This is a genomic window from Enterobacter asburiae, assembly GCF_001521715.1.
Classification (GTDB): Bacteria; Pseudomonadota; Gammaproteobacteria; order Enterobacterales; family Enterobacteriaceae; genus Enterobacter; species Enterobacter asburiae.
This window is the reverse complement of sequence record NZ_CP011863.1, coordinates 204,839-220,120: the sequence shown is the minus strand read 5'-3', so window position 1 is coordinate 220,120 and position 15,282 is coordinate 204,839. Positions and strand designations below refer to the sequence as shown.

Sequence of the window (15,282 nt, the reverse complement as noted above, 5' to 3'; positions counted from 1 at the left end):
AAAGCATACAACAACGCTAATGATAATTAGTATCAATCCAGTTTAGGAGTAAAAGTGTAAAATTTCTTTATTGCGGAGTTTGTAAAAATAAAAAACCAGATTTTAATCTGAGATAATATTTAGATTAAGAAAACCTTAAGTCTGACAGCAATGAAATTCATTAGCCTTCTATTCATTCTCCCGCGAAGTGAAATTTGTTATTTACGCGCCCGGCATATATAAAAAAGCCCCGATATTTCGGGGCTTTTTATGTTTATTCAGAGGTAGCCAAATTATTAGGCGACTATTTAAAAACGCATCACATCGCAGCGTGGGGGGCATACATCGGATAGGTGAAGAGCAATAAATGCACGCAGTTCAGGCCAAAATGGAATAACGTTGCAACCCAGAGCTTACCGCTCCACATCCACGCCAGGCCGTAAATAATGCCGGAGAGGCTGGCAAAAATGATCAGTAGTAAACCGCCGCTATAATGCATCAGCCCAAAGATGACTGAGGCAATCAATAGCGCGACAACAGGATGAATAACCCGGGACAAGCGTTGCTGTAGGTAGCCTCTGAACAAGGCTTCCTCGGCCAAAGAGACGAAGAAAATATTCGCAAGGGCAAATTGAGCGAACCATTCTGGCGCATGCGGCTCAATTCTAAGTCCGCCCAACGCAACAGCCAGAAGTAACAGCGCGGGTATCGCAAGAACCAATATTCCCCAACCGACCTTGCCAGCTTGATAGAGGGGCTTTGCTACGAATAACGTTGGCATGCACGTAATTAAAAAGAAAGGCACCACTGCCTTGTCCATATTAAAGTACATACTGAACGGTATGCTTTGCGGACCAACGACGACAGCATCCAGCACTTTGGGGTTATGGAAGCCCGGGATCACATGCAAAACCAGGGCAACGGCGATGACCACACACAGGCCTTCGACCAGATATGTATATTTATTATTTTTATTACGTAGCCATTCAACAGCAGACCAGCCAACAACGATTGATGCAATAACCAGCAGCGCCGGGGCGTCAAGAATGCCCTGTTTCCAGCCGAGAAATGCCGTTAATCCCAGCATTAGATAAGCGAGGCTTTTATTAAGGGAAAGTGGGTAATGACTCCAACTTACTGATAGTGTTTTATGTTCAGATAATGCCCGATGACTTTGTCATGCAGCTCCACCGATTTTGAGAACGACAGTGACTTCCTGCCCAGCCTTGCCAGATGCTGCCTCAGATTCAGGTTATGCCGCTCAATGCGCTGCGTATATCGCTTGCTGATAACGTGCAGTTCTCCCTTCAGGCGTGATTCATACAGCGGCCAGCCATCCGTCATCCATACCACGACCTCAAAGGCCGACAGCAGGCCCAGAAGACGCTCCAGCGTGGCCAACGTGCGTTCACCGAATACGTGCGCCACAACCGTCCTCCGTATCCTGTCATACGCGTAAAACAACCAGCGCTGGCGTGATTTAGCGCCGACGTAACCCCACTGTTCGTCCATTTCCGCGCAAACAATGACGTCACTGCCCGGTTGTATGCGTGAGTTTACCGACTGCGGCCTGAGTTTTTTAAGTGTCGTAAAATCGTGTTGAGGCCAACGCCCATAATGCGTGCACTGGCGCGACATCCGACGCCATTCATGGCCATATCAATGATTTTCTGATGCGTACCGGGTTGAGAAGCGGTGTAAGTGAACTGTAGCTGCCATGTTTTACGGCAGTGAGAGCAGAGATAGCGCTGATGTCCGGCAGTACTTTTACCGTTACGCACCACGCCTTCAGTAGCTGAACAGGAGGGACAGCTGATAGAAACAGAAGCCACTGGAGCACCTCAAAAACACCATCATACACTAAATCAGTAAGTTGGCACCATTACCGGGAAAGTGCGGCAAGCGAAGTTGCGAGTAGATACCACATAAATGTCCTTCTTGACCGGTAAATGTTAGGGGCGATGTCCCAAATATGTCCCACAACGGAAATTAGAGGATGTGAAGGAGGCGTACTCTATGAAATGAAATGGTACGCCCTGTAGGATTCGAACCTACGACCTACGGCTTAGAAGGCCGTTGCTCTATCCAACTGAGCTAAGGGCGCACTGATATGCGTGTACTTCGCGGTGGTGAAACGCGAAGAATTATACGGTCAATGGCAGGTGAGTCAATGCCTTTTCCGTTTTCCACGGCAATTACCGCTAGCCGATTGTAAATACGGCTATTTTCTCAACATTTCGCCCTGTTTCACCGTAAAATTTGGCGCTGCGAAAAGGCTTAGTTGCATTTAAGTAACGCCTGCTGTTTTCCTGAACGTCAGCTCGTCACACTAGAGTCAGGTATCCCGGCCGCCTGGAGGCTGGCAGACAACAGGACAATGGAGTGACAGCGCAAAACCTGATCGATACGCCCCCCCGGTTACAGTACATTTCTCAGGACATCGTCGGCATTAAGCTTGAGCCCATCGTCGCCCTTTCCTCCTTGCGCCAGGTTGGCGTGGAGGTACTAAGCGTTCTGTCCGACACGCGGCACAGCGAGGACTTTTTTTGCGAACGGTCCGCAGACTGGTCGATAGCGCTGCTTGAAGCGCAGCTTGCCGCGTTAAAAAATGCGCCGCACGGTCATAATCTTTTTATTAATCTGCCGATAACCGTCCTGACAGAGACAGCCTCTTTTCAGCGACTTATCCGGTTGCCAGACGTGTCGCTCAATATTGAGATTGTCGATCTCGCGTCCTTTTTAGCGCTGACCCTCGTCGAGAAGCAGCATGTCGTTCAAAATTTGCGGCAACTTAGCAGACAGGGACACGCAATCTGGCTTGATGACGTGGATGACGTCACAGTGCAGTCGTTTTTATCCTGCCGACTCCCGTTAAGCGGCATCAAAATAGATAAGGAAGCATTCTGGCGTTTACGCGACACCCCTGCGCTGAGGCAACTGGTTTCCCTTTGCTTTCAGCTTGCCGGGAAAGTGCTTATTGAAGGTATTGAGACTGAACGCGATCGTACCTGGGCACTGCAGGCAGGCGCAGACCTCGGCCAGGGATATTACTGGCCGTCCTGGACATGGCCGGAGGATTAAAAAGCCATTTCCAGGAGGGAGACCATGCGAATGACAGTGCGCCGTTACCGGCGGCGGCGTACAGGAAGTGATGCACTGGGATTTACGCGCTCACCTTTTGCTCCCCCCTTTTTCGACCGGCTCGAATTTTTGAGCCAGTCTATCAGCCAGCCCCGCAAAACCGACGCCCCGTTTATCCTTCTGGTGACGGAGGATCACTACCTGCGCACCGGTTTTCTCAACGGGCAGTTTCCCCTGAGCAGCTGCTGCGACTACGCCACGCTGGACGACGCCCTTATCGCTCAGACCCAGTGGCCTTCAGCCCGTCTGGTCGTGGATATTGAAAGCCGATCCACGGGGCTTCTGGAGAAACTGGATCAGTTGAGACGACATAGCCTGTTTCCTCCGTTCCTGACGCCCTGGCTGTTGGTCCGGGCCGATAATTACGACACCCGCCTCTTCTGCAAAGCGGCGGGTCCCTTTCATGTGCTCGAACGTCAGCTGAACGCCACTGCGCTCCAGCACAGCCTGTTGGATACCCTACCTCCGCTGGGTACCGAGAAAGACTGGTTCTCGCGCAACGAATGGCCCATCCTGCAGGAGCTTTCCCGGGGCAAGACATTGCGTCAGATTGCCCTTATGCAGAATCGCCCCTATAGCCGCATTATCTATCGTCTCAGCTGCATTCTCCTAAAGCTGGGGCTAAGCCATCGCCAGGAATTGCTCCATCTTCTTAATAACCTCTCAGACTGCACGTTTTCACTCACCTCCTAACCCCTTATTTCCTAAACCGGTTTAGGAAATTACTTACCACTCGCGTTGCAAAAATGTTAATTTTTAACAATAAACTCGAAATTATAACTATTCCTAATTTATGGGCGTGAACCTTGTGAAATGCCACAGATTAACGGAACGGCAGCACTTTCCTCCATCCGTTAAGTGAATGCAGAAGGCGTTAACAAGATGATAATGATGTAAAAACAAGCAGCTTAGCGACAACAGCCAGGAGTAAAAAGCGAAGCGGGTAGCATGTTCTCCTGTGCATCAGACGCCGTTGTCCTGGTCAACGTAAGCACTTTCGGATGAAGGTCTGACGGCCTGCGAGGGCAATTTTTAACCTCATCTTTGCGGGTTCACAACTTAAAAACAGGCGTATTTTTGTTAACAATTAATCAACATACAGCGATATCTGTTATTTTTTGTTATTACATAAAGATGAAAATATGCAGTAAATGGGATAACAGGATATTTCCGCTATTTTTAAAAAAATAGCGATTCATATCCAGAAGATAATACAAACCAATACCCTCATATTAATTTACAGGGTTTTCGGAAAAAACTTACCCTGTATAATAAGATGCGTATCAAATCTGAATAAGAAAAACCTTTTTGCCAACACCAGCCTAATGAGATGACCGCGCTGAGGCATAGTTCTTTTCATTACGTAAACAAGGATGCTTTCGCTCTTCCCAGGGAAATACTACGGTACAGGGATCTGCACATTATATCCTTCCGGCATTTCGAGAGTTTTACCAAACTCTGTATAACGCTTTTAACAATCTGAGGCATTAAAAATGAAACCGGCATCCGTTATCATTATGGACGAACATCCTATCGTCAGAATGTCGATAGAGGTCCTGCTACAGAAAAATAAGAATATCGCAGTCAAGCTCGGTAATGACTCCAAATTATTGATAGTGTTTTATGTTCAGATAATGCCCGATGACTTTATCATGCAGCTCCACCGATTTTGAGAACGACAGCGACTTCCGTCCCAGCCGTGCCAGGTGCTGCCTCAGATTCAGGTTATGCCGCTCAATTCGCTGCGTATATCGCTTGCTGATTACGTGCAGCTTTCCCTTCAGGCGGGATTCATACAGCGGCCAGCCATCCGTCATCCATATCACCACGTCAAAGGGTGACAGCAGGCTCATAAGACGCCCCAGCGTCGCCATAGTGCGTTCACCGAATACGTGCGCAACAACCGTCTTCCGGAGCCTGTCATACGCGTAAAACAGCCAGCGCTGGCGCGATTTAGCCCCGACGTAGCCCCACTGTTCGTCCATTTCCGCGCAGACGATGACGTCACTGCCCGGCTGTATGCGCGAGGTTACCGACTGCGGCCTGAGTTTTTTAAGTGACGTAAAATCGTGTTGAGGCCAACGCCCATAATGCGGGCGGTTGCCCGGCATCCAACGCCATTCATGGCCATATCAATGATTTTCTGGTGCGTACCGGGTTGAGAGGCGGTGTATGTGAACTGTAACTGCCATGTTTTACGGCAGTGAGAGCAGAGATAGCGCTGATGTCCGGCAGTACTTTTACCGTTACGCACCACCCCGTCAGTAGCTGAACAGGAGGGACAGCTGATAGAAACAGAAGCCACTGGAGCACCTCAAAAACACCATCATACACTAAATCAGTAAGTTGGCAGCATCACCGTCAAGCTCAAGTCTGGCGATAGCCATGAAGTCCTTGACTGTATCCGCAATCACCCTATCGATCTGGTGATCCTTGACATTGAACTCACGGGCACGGATGCCTTCTCTTTACTAAAGAGAATCAGGAACTTAAACAAAAACATTAAGGTTCTGTTCCTCTCGTCTAAATCAGAGTTGTTTTACGCAGGTCGCGCCATTCGCGCCGGGGCAAATGGCTTCGTCAGTAAACGAAAAGATTTGGGTGAGATCTACAACGCCGTAGAAATGATTCTGATGGGCTATTCCTTTTTCCCGTCGGAGACGTTGAACTTTATAAACCATTTGGGTTCCGGGAAAGGGATGGCAGTAGATATGCCATTATCGAATCGCGAGGTCACGGTATTACGGTATCTGGCGAATGGATTATCCAACAAGGAAATAGCTGAACAGCTACTATTAAGCAACAAGACCATTAGCGCGCATAAATCCAATATTTATTCCAAGCTGGGTGTGCAAAGCATCGTGGAATTAATTGATTACGCCAAAGCTCACGAGCTGCTATAACCTGAATTCACTCCCTGCAGCTTATCTGAGCTGCAGGGAGTGCGGTCAGTGCTAATTATAATTAATCATGAATGTGGCATCCGCATCAGCCCGTCCGGGCTGAGGGTTATCGGCAGTGGCAATATAATTGGCATAAAACGACAGCGTCGCATTTCCCTGTGCGTCAACCGAGACCGGCTGGCTGGCCTGCTGAAGCGCCAGGCGCGTTTTATCCGCATCCCTGATCTCAACGGCGACATGGCTTGCAGTACTGGCGTCATTCAGCGCCAGCAAGCCGCTATTGCTCCCATCAGCTTTACCCGAAAACGTAATGGACGCCGCGCCCGGCGGGCAGCCGGTCAGCCGGTCAGCTTCAGCGTAAACGGCATAGGCTGCGTGCGGCTTCCGGTGGTGCTGAGCTGTTTCGTGGGCCAGGTGCCCAGCGGGACGGCCTTGTCGCTGTCGCTGCCCTCGGCAACGCAGGTAAAATCGACGATATTGCCGTAGAGCCGAATGTTAATCTCGCCCAACGCGGTGTCCGCCTGAGCCTGGGTGCAAAGCGCAAAGAGCGCTACGGTGAGAAAACGGATCCCGTTTCGCATATCGGCTCCTTAGTCGTAATCCACGCGCAAATACCCGCGCGAGGTGAAGCGCCCTTCCGCCGGCTTATTGCCCGTCACGCTCACCGGCCAGACCCGGATCCCCACCTGCGCCTGCGCGCTGTCGTCGAGACGGAACGGAATTTTGCTCGTCAGGTTGTTGGGCGTCAGCGGCGCCCCGCTCTCGTTGGCGATGATGAACCCCACATCCGGGTTATCCGATACCAGCACGTTATCAGAGACTTTTTCCGCCTCGACGCGCATCGTCAGCATGGCGTTCGCCTCCACGTTGGTGCATTTGATGGCGATGGTTTTGCTTTGCGATGAGACCCCCTCCGGCTTGTTACCCACGCCCGCCTTGCTGAACAAGGAGGCGCCGATGTCGCCGAAATCAAACTCCACCACGTTACCGGCATTGATGGCGCAGCTTTGCGGCACCTGAATGGTTCCGCTGTAGCTAATGGTATAGACCGGCGTGGTGAGCGGATCGGAAGAGGTAGTGGTGACGTAAACGCGGAACATGGTGGCACGCGGGATCACCACCATGTTGATAAAACGCCGGGTCACCTTAAGACGGAAGACCAGGCTGGAGTCCTGAACGCCAAACGGTTTGTTTTTGGAGACGTTAGGATGGCTCCCCATCTGGATATAGCTTTTTGGCGGATAAAATACGCCAGCAAAGCTGTCCGTAATTTTCATCGCCCCGTCCAGATAGTCATTAAGCTTCAGATACTGGTAGCCATCGCTGGTCCCCGTTACCGGATAATCGGTCACATAGCTGCGCTTGGTGGTATTCCCGGTCGTGCCCTTCGGGCAGACGGCATTCACCCCTACCCACTGCGATTTCTCGCTGAGCGTCACGACCTGCCCAATCTGGTTATTCGAGCTGTTGAATTTATCCGTCAGGTCGTAATGCACTTCCGTCGGCACGCCTTTTTCATTGACGCACACGGTCGCTAATGCGTTTGTCGCGGGCAGTAGCGCCAGCAGCGACAAGGCAAAGAGTTGAGTTTTAATCACAGCCGATCCCCTTAAGTGTGATTGCCTGTTGCAGGCTCTGTTCAGACAAGCTGTAAGGTGCGCGACACTGGGACTGCGCCCCGTCGCCCCACTGGATCAGCAGTTCGCCTTCCAGCGGCAGCCCACTCAGGTATATTTGTCCGTCATCCCCCACCATGCTGGTGACGCCGCTTTTGGTCTCACGCACCACCGCGCCGAACGGCACCGGCTGGTTGCCGCGCATCACCGTCAGCAGGGCGCGCACGCCAATGCGGGTATCAAAGCTGGCGCGTACCAGCGCGCCTTTGGTCGGCACCACGCTGCTCACGTTGTTTTCGATATCGGTGTTGTTGCTCATGGTGTTGGTATCCAGCGCCACGCGGTTGTAGCGATAGACGGTGGCATACGGCATGACCGCGTAGCCTCGCCAGTCGGTTTTCACGCCGGTCTGGTTTTCAATACTGACGCCCGATGCCCCCGGCGCTTTGATCAGCACGTTGGTGTCGCCCAGCGGCTGGCTGAAGGTCACGCCGTCGGCGTGGCCGACCACCCCGCCGGAGAGCTGCCAGTTGAGATCGTGCTGATCGCGGGAATAGTTGTAGCCCACGCCCAGCGTGCCGTAGGTCGCCTGCCAGTTGGCGCTGGCGCTTCCGCTTGAGCCGTTGGTGCTGGCGTGTCCCTGGGTCACGCTGTAGTTCAGGTTGCGGTCCTCCAACAGCGTTCCGCTGACGCCGGTTTGCCAGCTTGTGTCGCCATCGCTGTTTCGACTGGCGGATGCCGTAGCGTAGGCGCGGTCAATCGCGCTGTCCCGGCGATAGCCCTGACGGGTAAAGAGGCTGAACGGCACGGAGACGTTAAACGACGCGATCCGATCGGTGCCGTCTATCCCAACGGATTTGTTCCACGACCACGAGACGGAGTAGTTGATCCCCTTCACGCCACCCGCGTAGCCCAGCTGGTACCAGAGGTTCGTCTCGTCTGTTCCCCAGTAGGTCTGCTCGCTGCCGGAGATATAGACCGAGCCGTAGTCACCCAGCGACTGAGAAACGTTGAGCTGGAAGCGGCCTTTTTTATTCCACGTCAGGTTGTGATAGCTCTGCACGTCCGGCACATCGTTATCGTTCTGGCTATCGGCATACTGATAGCCTTCCATTGAGCGCCAGGCCACATCGTCGAGGGTGTAAAACCCTTTTGTGGAGTAGCGATAGCCCAGCAGCTGGAAGTTAGTGCCGAAGCCGTTAAGAGATTTCGCGTAGAGGAAGCGCAGAGACTGCCCTTCATGCTTGCTGTCGTCCGCAAGCTGGCTGCGGGCATGGGTGATATCAAGCGAGACCGCGCCCCAGTCGCCCAGGTTTTTCCCGGCCCCGACGGCCACCGCGGTATAGCGTGACGCCAGCTGCGTACCGCCGTAGAGCGTGTAACCGTTGGCAAGACCGGTAACCAGGGTGCCCTGGGTGAAGAACGGTGTGTCCTGATCGCTGTTCCCGCTGCGGTAATCCCCCGCGACGAGGTCGTACTTCCAGCGACCTTCGCGCTGCAGGAGCGGGACGGTGGAGTACGGCACGGTATAGCGCTGCTGGGTGCCGTCTTTCTCTTCGACCGTGACTTCCAGGTCACCGCTTGAGGAGGTCGGGTTAAGATCGGTAATGGCAAATGCGCCCGGCTGGACGTAGCTTTGATAGATAACGTAGCCGTTCTGGCGAACCACCACTTTGGCGGGCGTACGGGCGATCCCGCGCACGGTCGGCGCGTAGCCCTGCAGGCTGTCCGGGTACATGCTGTCAGACGAGAAAAGCCGTCCGCCGCGAAAACCCATGCTGTCGAAGACGTCATTCCCGGTATTGCTGTCGCCCAGCACCAGTTCGCTTTTAAGCGGGATGACGGTGCGCTGCGCCCAGGTGCCAATATTCTGCCACTCGCTGTGCCGCTGCCCGTTATTCTGCGTGTACCGCCATGCGCCGTTGTTACGTAAACGCCAGGCGCCATAGTTCAACCCGCTTTGCAGGTTGAGGTAATAGCTGTCGTCTTCGCTTCCCCGGTTACCGGTGAAGCTGTAGTTCACCAGCGCGGCGGGAATGCCTTCATCCCACTGTTCGGGCGGAATGTAGCCCCGGGCGCTGTTTTGCAACGCCACCTGAGGCAGGCTGACGTCCAGACGCTGTGAGGCAAAGTTGAAAGCCGTTTCGCTGCCGGGTATGGCCGTGGTCAACGGAACGCAGGTGTCGCCCTGTACCTTAGCCAGCTCGGGAAACGCCGCGACGTTGACGCCAAAGCGATCAAGCATCGCGCGCGTAATGCAGGCCGATAAACCGCCCGCTACCGGCGGCGTGTTCTCGGCCTGCTCGAAACGCACGTCCTGGGTACCGATAAACTCATCGTTACGCCAGATATCCACGCGATAAACGCCGGGTGCCTGCTGGTGTCCTTGTTCAAAACGCGACAAATCCGCCACGCTGGCGGCGTCGTCGGACAAAAAGGCCGGGTTGAAATAACTTTCGCTCCAGCCAGCCTGCGGCCAGAGCGCAGCCATCAGCGCCAGTGCAACCGGGCAGTAACGTCCCTGGTGGTTTTTCATCGCCCTGACTCTGCTCACAGGTTAACGCTACGCGCCGGGGTGATAGCACCGTAGTCATTCACGCTCTGCCAGGAAAGCGTGCCGCTGGCACCGGCTGGCAGCACCTGCTGTGCCGAGCTTTTCGGCGCAACCATCAGGTTTTCCAGCGTCTGCCCGCCCATCTTCAGATTGACGAGGGTGATGTAATACGGGGAAGCGTTGCTGACTTTGAGATGGCTGCCCGCGCGCTCAAACCGCAGCTGGGAAAGCGCCTCTTCCGGCTGCATCGCCAGGTTGTTCGGGCGCACAAACAGCTTGATGCGTGAGAGGATCGCCAGCTGCAGCACGTTATTGTTTTCCGTTTTCGCTTTGTTCACCGATGGGATCGCCTTCACGTTCATGTAAAAAAGCGATTCGCGATCGGCTGGCAGCGCCGGCCCGGCGTAAATAATACGCAGCGTGTTTTCACTGTTCGGCTCGCTGACAAACAAGGGCGGAGTGACAGCAAAGGTTTTTTCTTTTTGCCCGCTCGCATTTTCGATCCACGCGTTAATTAAATAGCGTTCCTGTTTGTTGCTGTTGGTGATCGCCAGCGACGTTTGCTTTGCCTCTGCGGGATAAATAACGCGCGTGGCCCCCAGCGCAATACCGCCGGAAGCATTTGCGCAGGCAGAAACCATCATCAAAATAAACGATAAAAAAAGTCCTGGTTTAATTAGGGTATTCATCACAACCGTACCTTTAATAATGAGTTCGCAGGTGTTATGGATAAATCAACGTAAACCAGACATCCGACTGAATTTTGCCTGGCTCGAGGTGTTCGGAAATAGCCCGATAGCGGGCGCTAAAATGGAACGCGAGCTCGCGGGTATCGATCGGCAGCCAGCTGACGGCCGTGGCGTTTGGGATAATCTGACGCTGCTGTTCGTCAAAGAGCGCCAGCCCCACGCCGCTGCTGACAGGTGTTTCACCCGGCCGCGATGTCGCCAGAAAGACCTGCGGATCTTCTGCGGGCGTCACGCCCTGAAACTGGATCCCCACAGTGCGCGAAACATCAACGCTGCAGTCCAGCAGCCGCACGGTAAAAGGCACGTTAACCGTGGAAAAACTGCCCACACCGGAAAATGAGTTGGTTCGGTACTGCCCCATGTCGATGCGCATATTCTGGCTGTCGGGCGCCACGGCGCAGCCGCCGTTCACCAGTTCACCCCGGAGATGAACCTTGCCACCTTCGATCACCACGGTATGCGCCGATGCCGGACAAGCCATCGCAAGCGTTAACAGCAGTAGTGTTCCAGTCCTTGTCATCCTTCGTTCCTGGCATTTGCGTATGACGGGCCTCGTCCGTGAGGCCTGAACATCCCTGTGCGGAGGAATTACTCGTATTTCATTACGAAGGTGGCGTCAGCGTTCGCCTGGCCTGGCTCAGTGGTGGCAGCCGTTGATTTGTAACGTGCGGTGAACTTCAGGGTGTTGGTCCCTTCGATCAGCGTCTGCGCAGCAGAGAAGGTCGCACCGTCTGGGGTCAGAACGCTGGATTTGCTGTCGAGGATCTCAATACCCACGCCTTTCGCGGTGTTGTCGTTGTTACCGGAGGTCACGGCCAGCAGGGTTTTGTCGGTTGGGTCGATCTGACCGGTGAACGCAACAGCAGCAGTTTTGGCAACCAGCGGATCGCAATCATTCAGTTCGATATTGAATGGAATATTAGAGGTGGTATCGCCCACTTTGGTAAATTTCGCGGTACGATACTGGCCCAGATTAACGGTCTGCTCGGAAGAATCAGTATTTACTGAACAAGCCGCATTAACCAGCTCACCTTTAAAATGTACGGTACCGCCATTAACGGAAACCGGCGCAGCAGGATCTGCTGCATTTGCGGCACCTGCAACCAGGGCCAAAGTAGCAATAACAGTAGAAGCAATGTTGCTGAGTTTCATGTCTATTCCTTTAAAATGTAAATAACCCTTCCCGCGAATAATCGGGAATAAGAAATACGTTCAATTGAGTAATTGAAAGCTTATTTCGGAGGAGACAAAGTAGCTCAGGACGCGTTTTTTAAATATGTCAAAACGCTGCCATTTCGCCAGGTCACATCCTAATACCGCCTAAGAAATTGACCATCCCCTAAGAAGGGTTTTTGCGTCTCACTGATAAAAACGCGTAAAGGGTGACTGACAGCGACGCTCGCTTCTGACAAAATACACGCCATCCCCCCTTTCAAACGTTACAGACGGAATCTTCTCTCTGATGGCAGCAAAGATTATTGACGGTAAAACGATTGCGCAGCAGGTGCGCTCTGAGGTCGCGGAAAAAGTGAAGGCGCGTAAAGCTGCCGGAAAACGCGCCCCCGGGCTGGCCGTTGTGCTGGTTGGCAGCAACCCGGCATCGCAGATTTATGTCGGCAGCAAGCGCAAAGCGTGTGAAGAGGTGGGCTTCGTCTCCCGCTCTTACGATTTGCCGGAAACCACCAGCGAAGCAGAGCTGCTGGAACTTATTGACACTCTGAATGCCGATAAAGAGATCGACGGTATTCTGGTTCAGCTGCCGCTGCCGGCGGGTATCGACAACGTGAAGGTGCTGGAGCGTATTGCACCGGATAAAGACGTGGACGGTTTCCATCCGTACAACGTTGGCCGCCTGTGCCAGCGCGCGCCGCGTCTGCGCCCGTGTACGCCGCGCGGCATTGTAACGCTGCTGGAGCGCTATAACATCGACACCTACGGTCTGAACGCCGTGGTTATCGGTGCGTCCAACATCGTGGGCCGCCCGATGAGCATGGAGCTGCTGCTGGCGGGCTGCACCACCACCGTGACCCACCGCTTCACCAAAAACCTGCGTCACCACGTCGAGAACGCCGATCTGCTGATCGTCGCGGTCGGCAAGCCGGGCTTTATTCCGGGCGAGTGGATCAAAGAGGGCGCGATTGTCGTGGACGTCGGGATTAACCGTCTGGAAAACGGCAAAGTGGTCGGCGACGTGGTGTACGAAGATGCCGCCGCGCGCGCGTCTTACATCACCCCCGTACCGGGCGGCGTAGGCCCGATGACCGTAGCAACGCTGATTCAGAACACGCTGCAGGCGTGCGAAGAATATCATGACGTAGAGGACGCGTAAGATGGCGACTTTTTCATTAGGTAAACACCCGCACGTTGAGCTGTGCGATCTGCTGAAGCTGGAAGGCTGGAGCGAAAGCGGCGCGCAGGCGAAAATCGTTATCGCCGACGGGCTGGTAAAAGTCGACGGCGTGGTAGAAACGCGCAAGCGCTGCAAGATTGTCGCGGGTCAGACCGTGAGCTTTGAAGGGCAGAGCGTAACCGTTACGGCCTGAGCCGTTTTATGCCCTTACCCTAACCCTCTCCCACAGGGAGAGGGGATATAAAATCCCCTCACACCCATCACGGTTATTTATCGATCAACTTCAAATAATCACTATTTCATCTGTTGAAACATGAAAATTCTGTTGCGCGTTTTTCACTCTTTGCCCACGATAAGTAGAACGTTCTACTAAAACGTTCTACTTACAATAACAGCGCCAAAAAGCGCTACTCGGGGGAAATCAGCATGAGTCTGATATCAGGGTTTGTTAAATCGCTGTCTAAGTTATCGATGATTGGTCGCGCCTTAATGCTGCCAATTTCACTGCTTCCCGCTGCGGGCCTGCTGCTGGCCTTCGGCGATAAGTTCCATCTGCCGCTGATGATGAACGCGGGCGGGGTTATCTTTGATAACCTGCCGATGCTGTTTGCCATTGGCTCCGCCGTGGGTCTGGCGTCAGAATCCGGCATCGCGGCGCTGTCTGCGGCGGTGTCGGTGTTTGTCACGAATATCACCATCAGCACCGTGCTGAGCATCACGCCGGAAATGGCCTCCCAGGGCGGGAAATACGCCATGGTCGTCGGCATCCCGACGCTGCAGATGGGCGTCTTCGGCGGCCTGATCTGCGGTATTCTCGCGGCCTGGTGCTATAACCGCTTCCACACCATGCAGCTGCCGGAGTTCCTGGGCTTTTTCTCCGGCAAGCGCTTCGTGGCCATTGCAACGGCGTTTCTGTCGTTCCTGATGGGGCTGCTGCTGCCGTACGTGTGGCAGCATATCCAGGCCGGTATCGACGCGCTCTCCGTGGTGGTTAACGGCGATAATCAGGCGGCATCGACCTTTATCTTCGGTCTGGTAGAGCGCGCGCTGATCCCGCTCGGCCTGCACCACATCTGGTATCCGTCCTTCTGGTATTCGTTCGGGGATTACACCACCCAGGCAGGACAGGTGATCCACGGCGACCAGACCATCTGGTTCAAGATGCTGGAAGAAGGAGTGAAGTCCTTCAGCAGCGACACCTACCAGAATGCCGGTAAATTCATGCAGGGCGAATTCCCGCTGATGCTGTTCGCGCTGCCCGCCGCGTGCCTGGCGATGTATCACGAAGCCCATACGAAGAATAAGAAAATCGCGGCCGGTATTCTGTTCTCTGCGGCGCTGACCTGCTTCCTGACGGGGATCACCGAACCGGTCGAGTTTACCTTTATCTTCGTGGCGCCGATTCTGTACATCTTTAACGCCATCATGGCGGGCCTGGCCTACATGACCATGTATCTGCTGCATGCGCATATCGCCAAGTCCTTCTCCGCAGGCTTTATCGACTATCTGTCATTCGGGATCCTGCCGTCATTTAACGGCTACAAGACCAACTTCCTGAATGCGATTATCATCGGCATTCCAATGGGCCTGATTTATTACTTCACGTTCCGCTTTGTGATCCGTCGTTTCGACGTGAAAACGCCGGGCCGCACTGAAGTGACCGCCAACGCGGATGATAAGTCTGATTCAGAACTCGCGACCGAGATCATCACCCTGCTGGGCGGGGCGCACAACATCGACTCCGTCGGCGCCTGTATCACCCGCCTTCGCCTGGAAGTGGCAAAAAGCGAGGTGGTCGATAAGGATGGCCTGAACGGACTCGGCGCGCGCGGCGTGGTCTTCGTCGGCGACAACGGTATTCAGGTGATTTTCGGTGCCAGAGCACAGTTTATCGCCCAGACCATGTCCACCATGATCGGCAAATAATAAGATGCCTGAACGACGCGTCTCCTGTAGTCTGGGAGACGCATTGTCGTATCTGACTGATAAT

13 protein-coding genes, 1 tRNA gene and 3 pseudogenes are annotated in these 15,282 nt (G+C 53.8%); 7 read left to right on the top strand and 10 right to left on the bottom strand.

The genetic code is table 11. The annotated features are described in order from the left end of the window. Nucleotides 1-298: 298 nt before the first annotated feature. The 3 genes from ACJ69_RS01065 to ACJ69_RS01055 all read right to left on the bottom strand — a co-directional run bounded on the left by ACJ69_RS01065 (nt 299) and on the right by ACJ69_RS01055 (nt 2,083). Complete coding sequence (locus ACJ69_RS01065) at nt 299-1,066, bottom strand: CPBP family intramembrane glutamic endopeptidase (RefSeq protein WP_232248414.1); 768 nt, start codon at nt 1,064-1,066, stop codon at nt 299-301. A gap of 47 nt (nt 1,067-1,113) precedes the next feature. Then, nucleotides 1,114-1,811, bottom strand: a protein-coding gene (locus tag ACJ69_RS01060) for an IS1 family transposase (RefSeq protein WP_223274117.1) whose coding sequence is annotated in 2 segments (ribosomal slippage) — nt 1,114-1,562 and nt 1,562-1,811 — 699 coding nt in all. Because the reading frame shifts where the segments join, the coding sequence is not laid out codon by codon here. A 195-nt stretch (nt 1,812-2,006) separates the two neighbouring features. Continuing rightward, nucleotides 2,007-2,083 (bottom strand) — tRNA-Arg (locus tag ACJ69_RS01055). Between the two features lie 278 nt (nt 2,084-2,361). Between ACJ69_RS01055 and ACJ69_RS01050 the strand changes: the two genes are divergently transcribed. The 3 genes and pseudogenes from ACJ69_RS01050 to ACJ69_RS25100 all read left to right on the top strand — a co-directional run. Continuing rightward, on the top strand, nt 2,362-3,060 hold the full coding sequence (locus ACJ69_RS01050; protein WP_029741059.1) for an EAL domain-containing protein: 699 nt from the start codon (nt 2,362-2,364) through the stop codon (nt 3,058-3,060). Nucleotides 3,061-3,084: 24 nt separating this feature from the next. Continuing rightward, a complete protein-coding gene (locus ACJ69_RS01045) occupies nt 3,085-3,813 on the top strand; it encodes a helix-turn-helix transcriptional regulator (RefSeq protein ID WP_059346284.1) in 729 nt (242 codons plus the stop codon). Nucleotides 3,814-4,613: 800 nt separating this feature from the next. Further along, nucleotides 4,614-4,716: pseudogene (locus tag ACJ69_RS25100) on the top strand (fimbria biosynthesis transcriptional regulator FimZ); the annotation flags it as partial. Nucleotides 4,717-4,727: 11 nt separating this feature from the next. On the opposite strand, the gene ACJ69_RS01040 reads toward ACJ69_RS25100, so the two are convergent. Next, nucleotides 4,728-5,425, bottom strand: a protein-coding gene (locus ACJ69_RS01040; RefSeq protein ID WP_103215986.1) for an IS1-like element IS1A family transposase whose coding sequence is annotated in 2 segments (ribosomal slippage) — nt 4,728-5,176 and nt 5,176-5,425 — 699 coding nt in all. Because the reading frame shifts where the segments join, the coding sequence is not laid out codon by codon here. A 46-nt stretch (nt 5,426-5,471) separates the two neighbouring features. Here ACJ69_RS01040 and fimZ point away from each other — a divergent pair. Further along, nucleotides 5,472-6,023, top strand: a pseudogene (gene fimZ, locus ACJ69_RS01035) (fimbria biosynthesis transcriptional regulator FimZ); the annotation flags it as partial. Nucleotides 6,024-6,074: 51 nt separating this feature from the next. Here fimZ and sfmF read toward each other — a convergent pair. The 6 genes and pseudogenes from sfmF to fimA form a co-directional block, all read right to left on the bottom strand. After that, nucleotides 6,075-6,604: pseudogene (gene sfmF, locus ACJ69_RS01030) on the bottom strand (fimbria assembly protein). A gap of 9 nt (nt 6,605-6,613) precedes the next feature. Further along, nucleotides 6,614-7,621, bottom strand: coding sequence for a type 1 fimbria D-mannose specific adhesin FimH (gene fimH, locus ACJ69_RS01025; RefSeq protein WP_029741057.1), 1,008 nt, complete (start codon nt 7,619-7,621; stop codon nt 6,614-6,616). Beyond that, the gene (locus ACJ69_RS01020; protein ID WP_059346283.1) at nt 7,614-10,175 is read right to left on the bottom strand and encodes a fimbrial biogenesis usher protein; all 2,562 of its coding nucleotides are present in this window, start codon (nt 10,173-10,175) and stop codon (nt 7,614-7,616) included. The genes fimH and ACJ69_RS01020 overlap by 8 nt, the downstream gene beginning before the upstream one ends. A 14-nt stretch (nt 10,176-10,189) precedes the next feature. After that, nucleotides 10,190-10,882 carry a type 1 fimbria chaperone FimC gene (gene fimC, locus ACJ69_RS01015; protein ID WP_023310643.1) on the bottom strand — a complete coding sequence of 231 codons (693 nt, stop codon included), beginning with the start codon at nt 10,880-10,882 and terminating at the stop codon, nt 10,190-10,192. A 34-nt stretch (nt 10,883-10,916) separates the two neighbouring features. Next, the gene (fimI, locus tag ACJ69_RS01010) at nt 10,917-11,462 is read right to left on the bottom strand and encodes a type 1 fimbrial protein subunit FimI (RefSeq protein WP_023310642.1); all 546 of its coding nucleotides are present in this window, start codon (nt 11,460-11,462) and stop codon (nt 10,917-10,919) included. A 68-nt stretch (nt 11,463-11,530) separates the two neighbouring features. Beyond that, on the bottom strand, nt 11,531-12,094 hold the full coding sequence (gene fimA, locus ACJ69_RS01005) for a type 1 fimbrial major subunit FimA (RefSeq protein WP_023310641.1): 564 nt from the start codon (nt 12,092-12,094) through the stop codon (nt 11,531-11,533). A gap of 310 nt (nt 12,095-12,404) precedes the next feature. On the opposite strand from fimA, the gene folD reads away from it, so the two are divergent. The 3 genes from folD (at nt 12,405) to ACJ69_RS00990 (ending at nt 15,218) form a co-directional block, all read left to right on the top strand. Next, a complete protein-coding gene (gene folD / locus ACJ69_RS01000; RefSeq protein WP_008499332.1) occupies nt 12,405-13,271 on the top strand; it encodes a bifunctional methylenetetrahydrofolate dehydrogenase/methenyltetrahydrofolate cyclohydrolase FolD in 867 nt (288 codons plus the stop codon). Between the two features lies 1 nt (nt 13,272). Beyond that, nucleotides 13,273-13,485 carry a ribosome-associated protein YbcJ gene (gene ybcJ / locus ACJ69_RS00995; protein ID WP_023334767.1) on the top strand — a complete coding sequence of 71 codons (213 nt, stop codon included), beginning with the start codon at nt 13,273-13,275 and terminating at the stop codon, nt 13,483-13,485. A 233-nt stretch (nt 13,486-13,718) separates the two neighbouring features. Then, nucleotides 13,719-15,218, top strand: coding sequence for a PTS transporter subunit EIIC (locus ACJ69_RS00990; RefSeq protein ID WP_059346282.1), 1,500 nt, complete (start codon nt 13,719-13,721; stop codon nt 15,216-15,218). Nucleotides 15,219-15,282 lie beyond the last annotated feature (64 nt).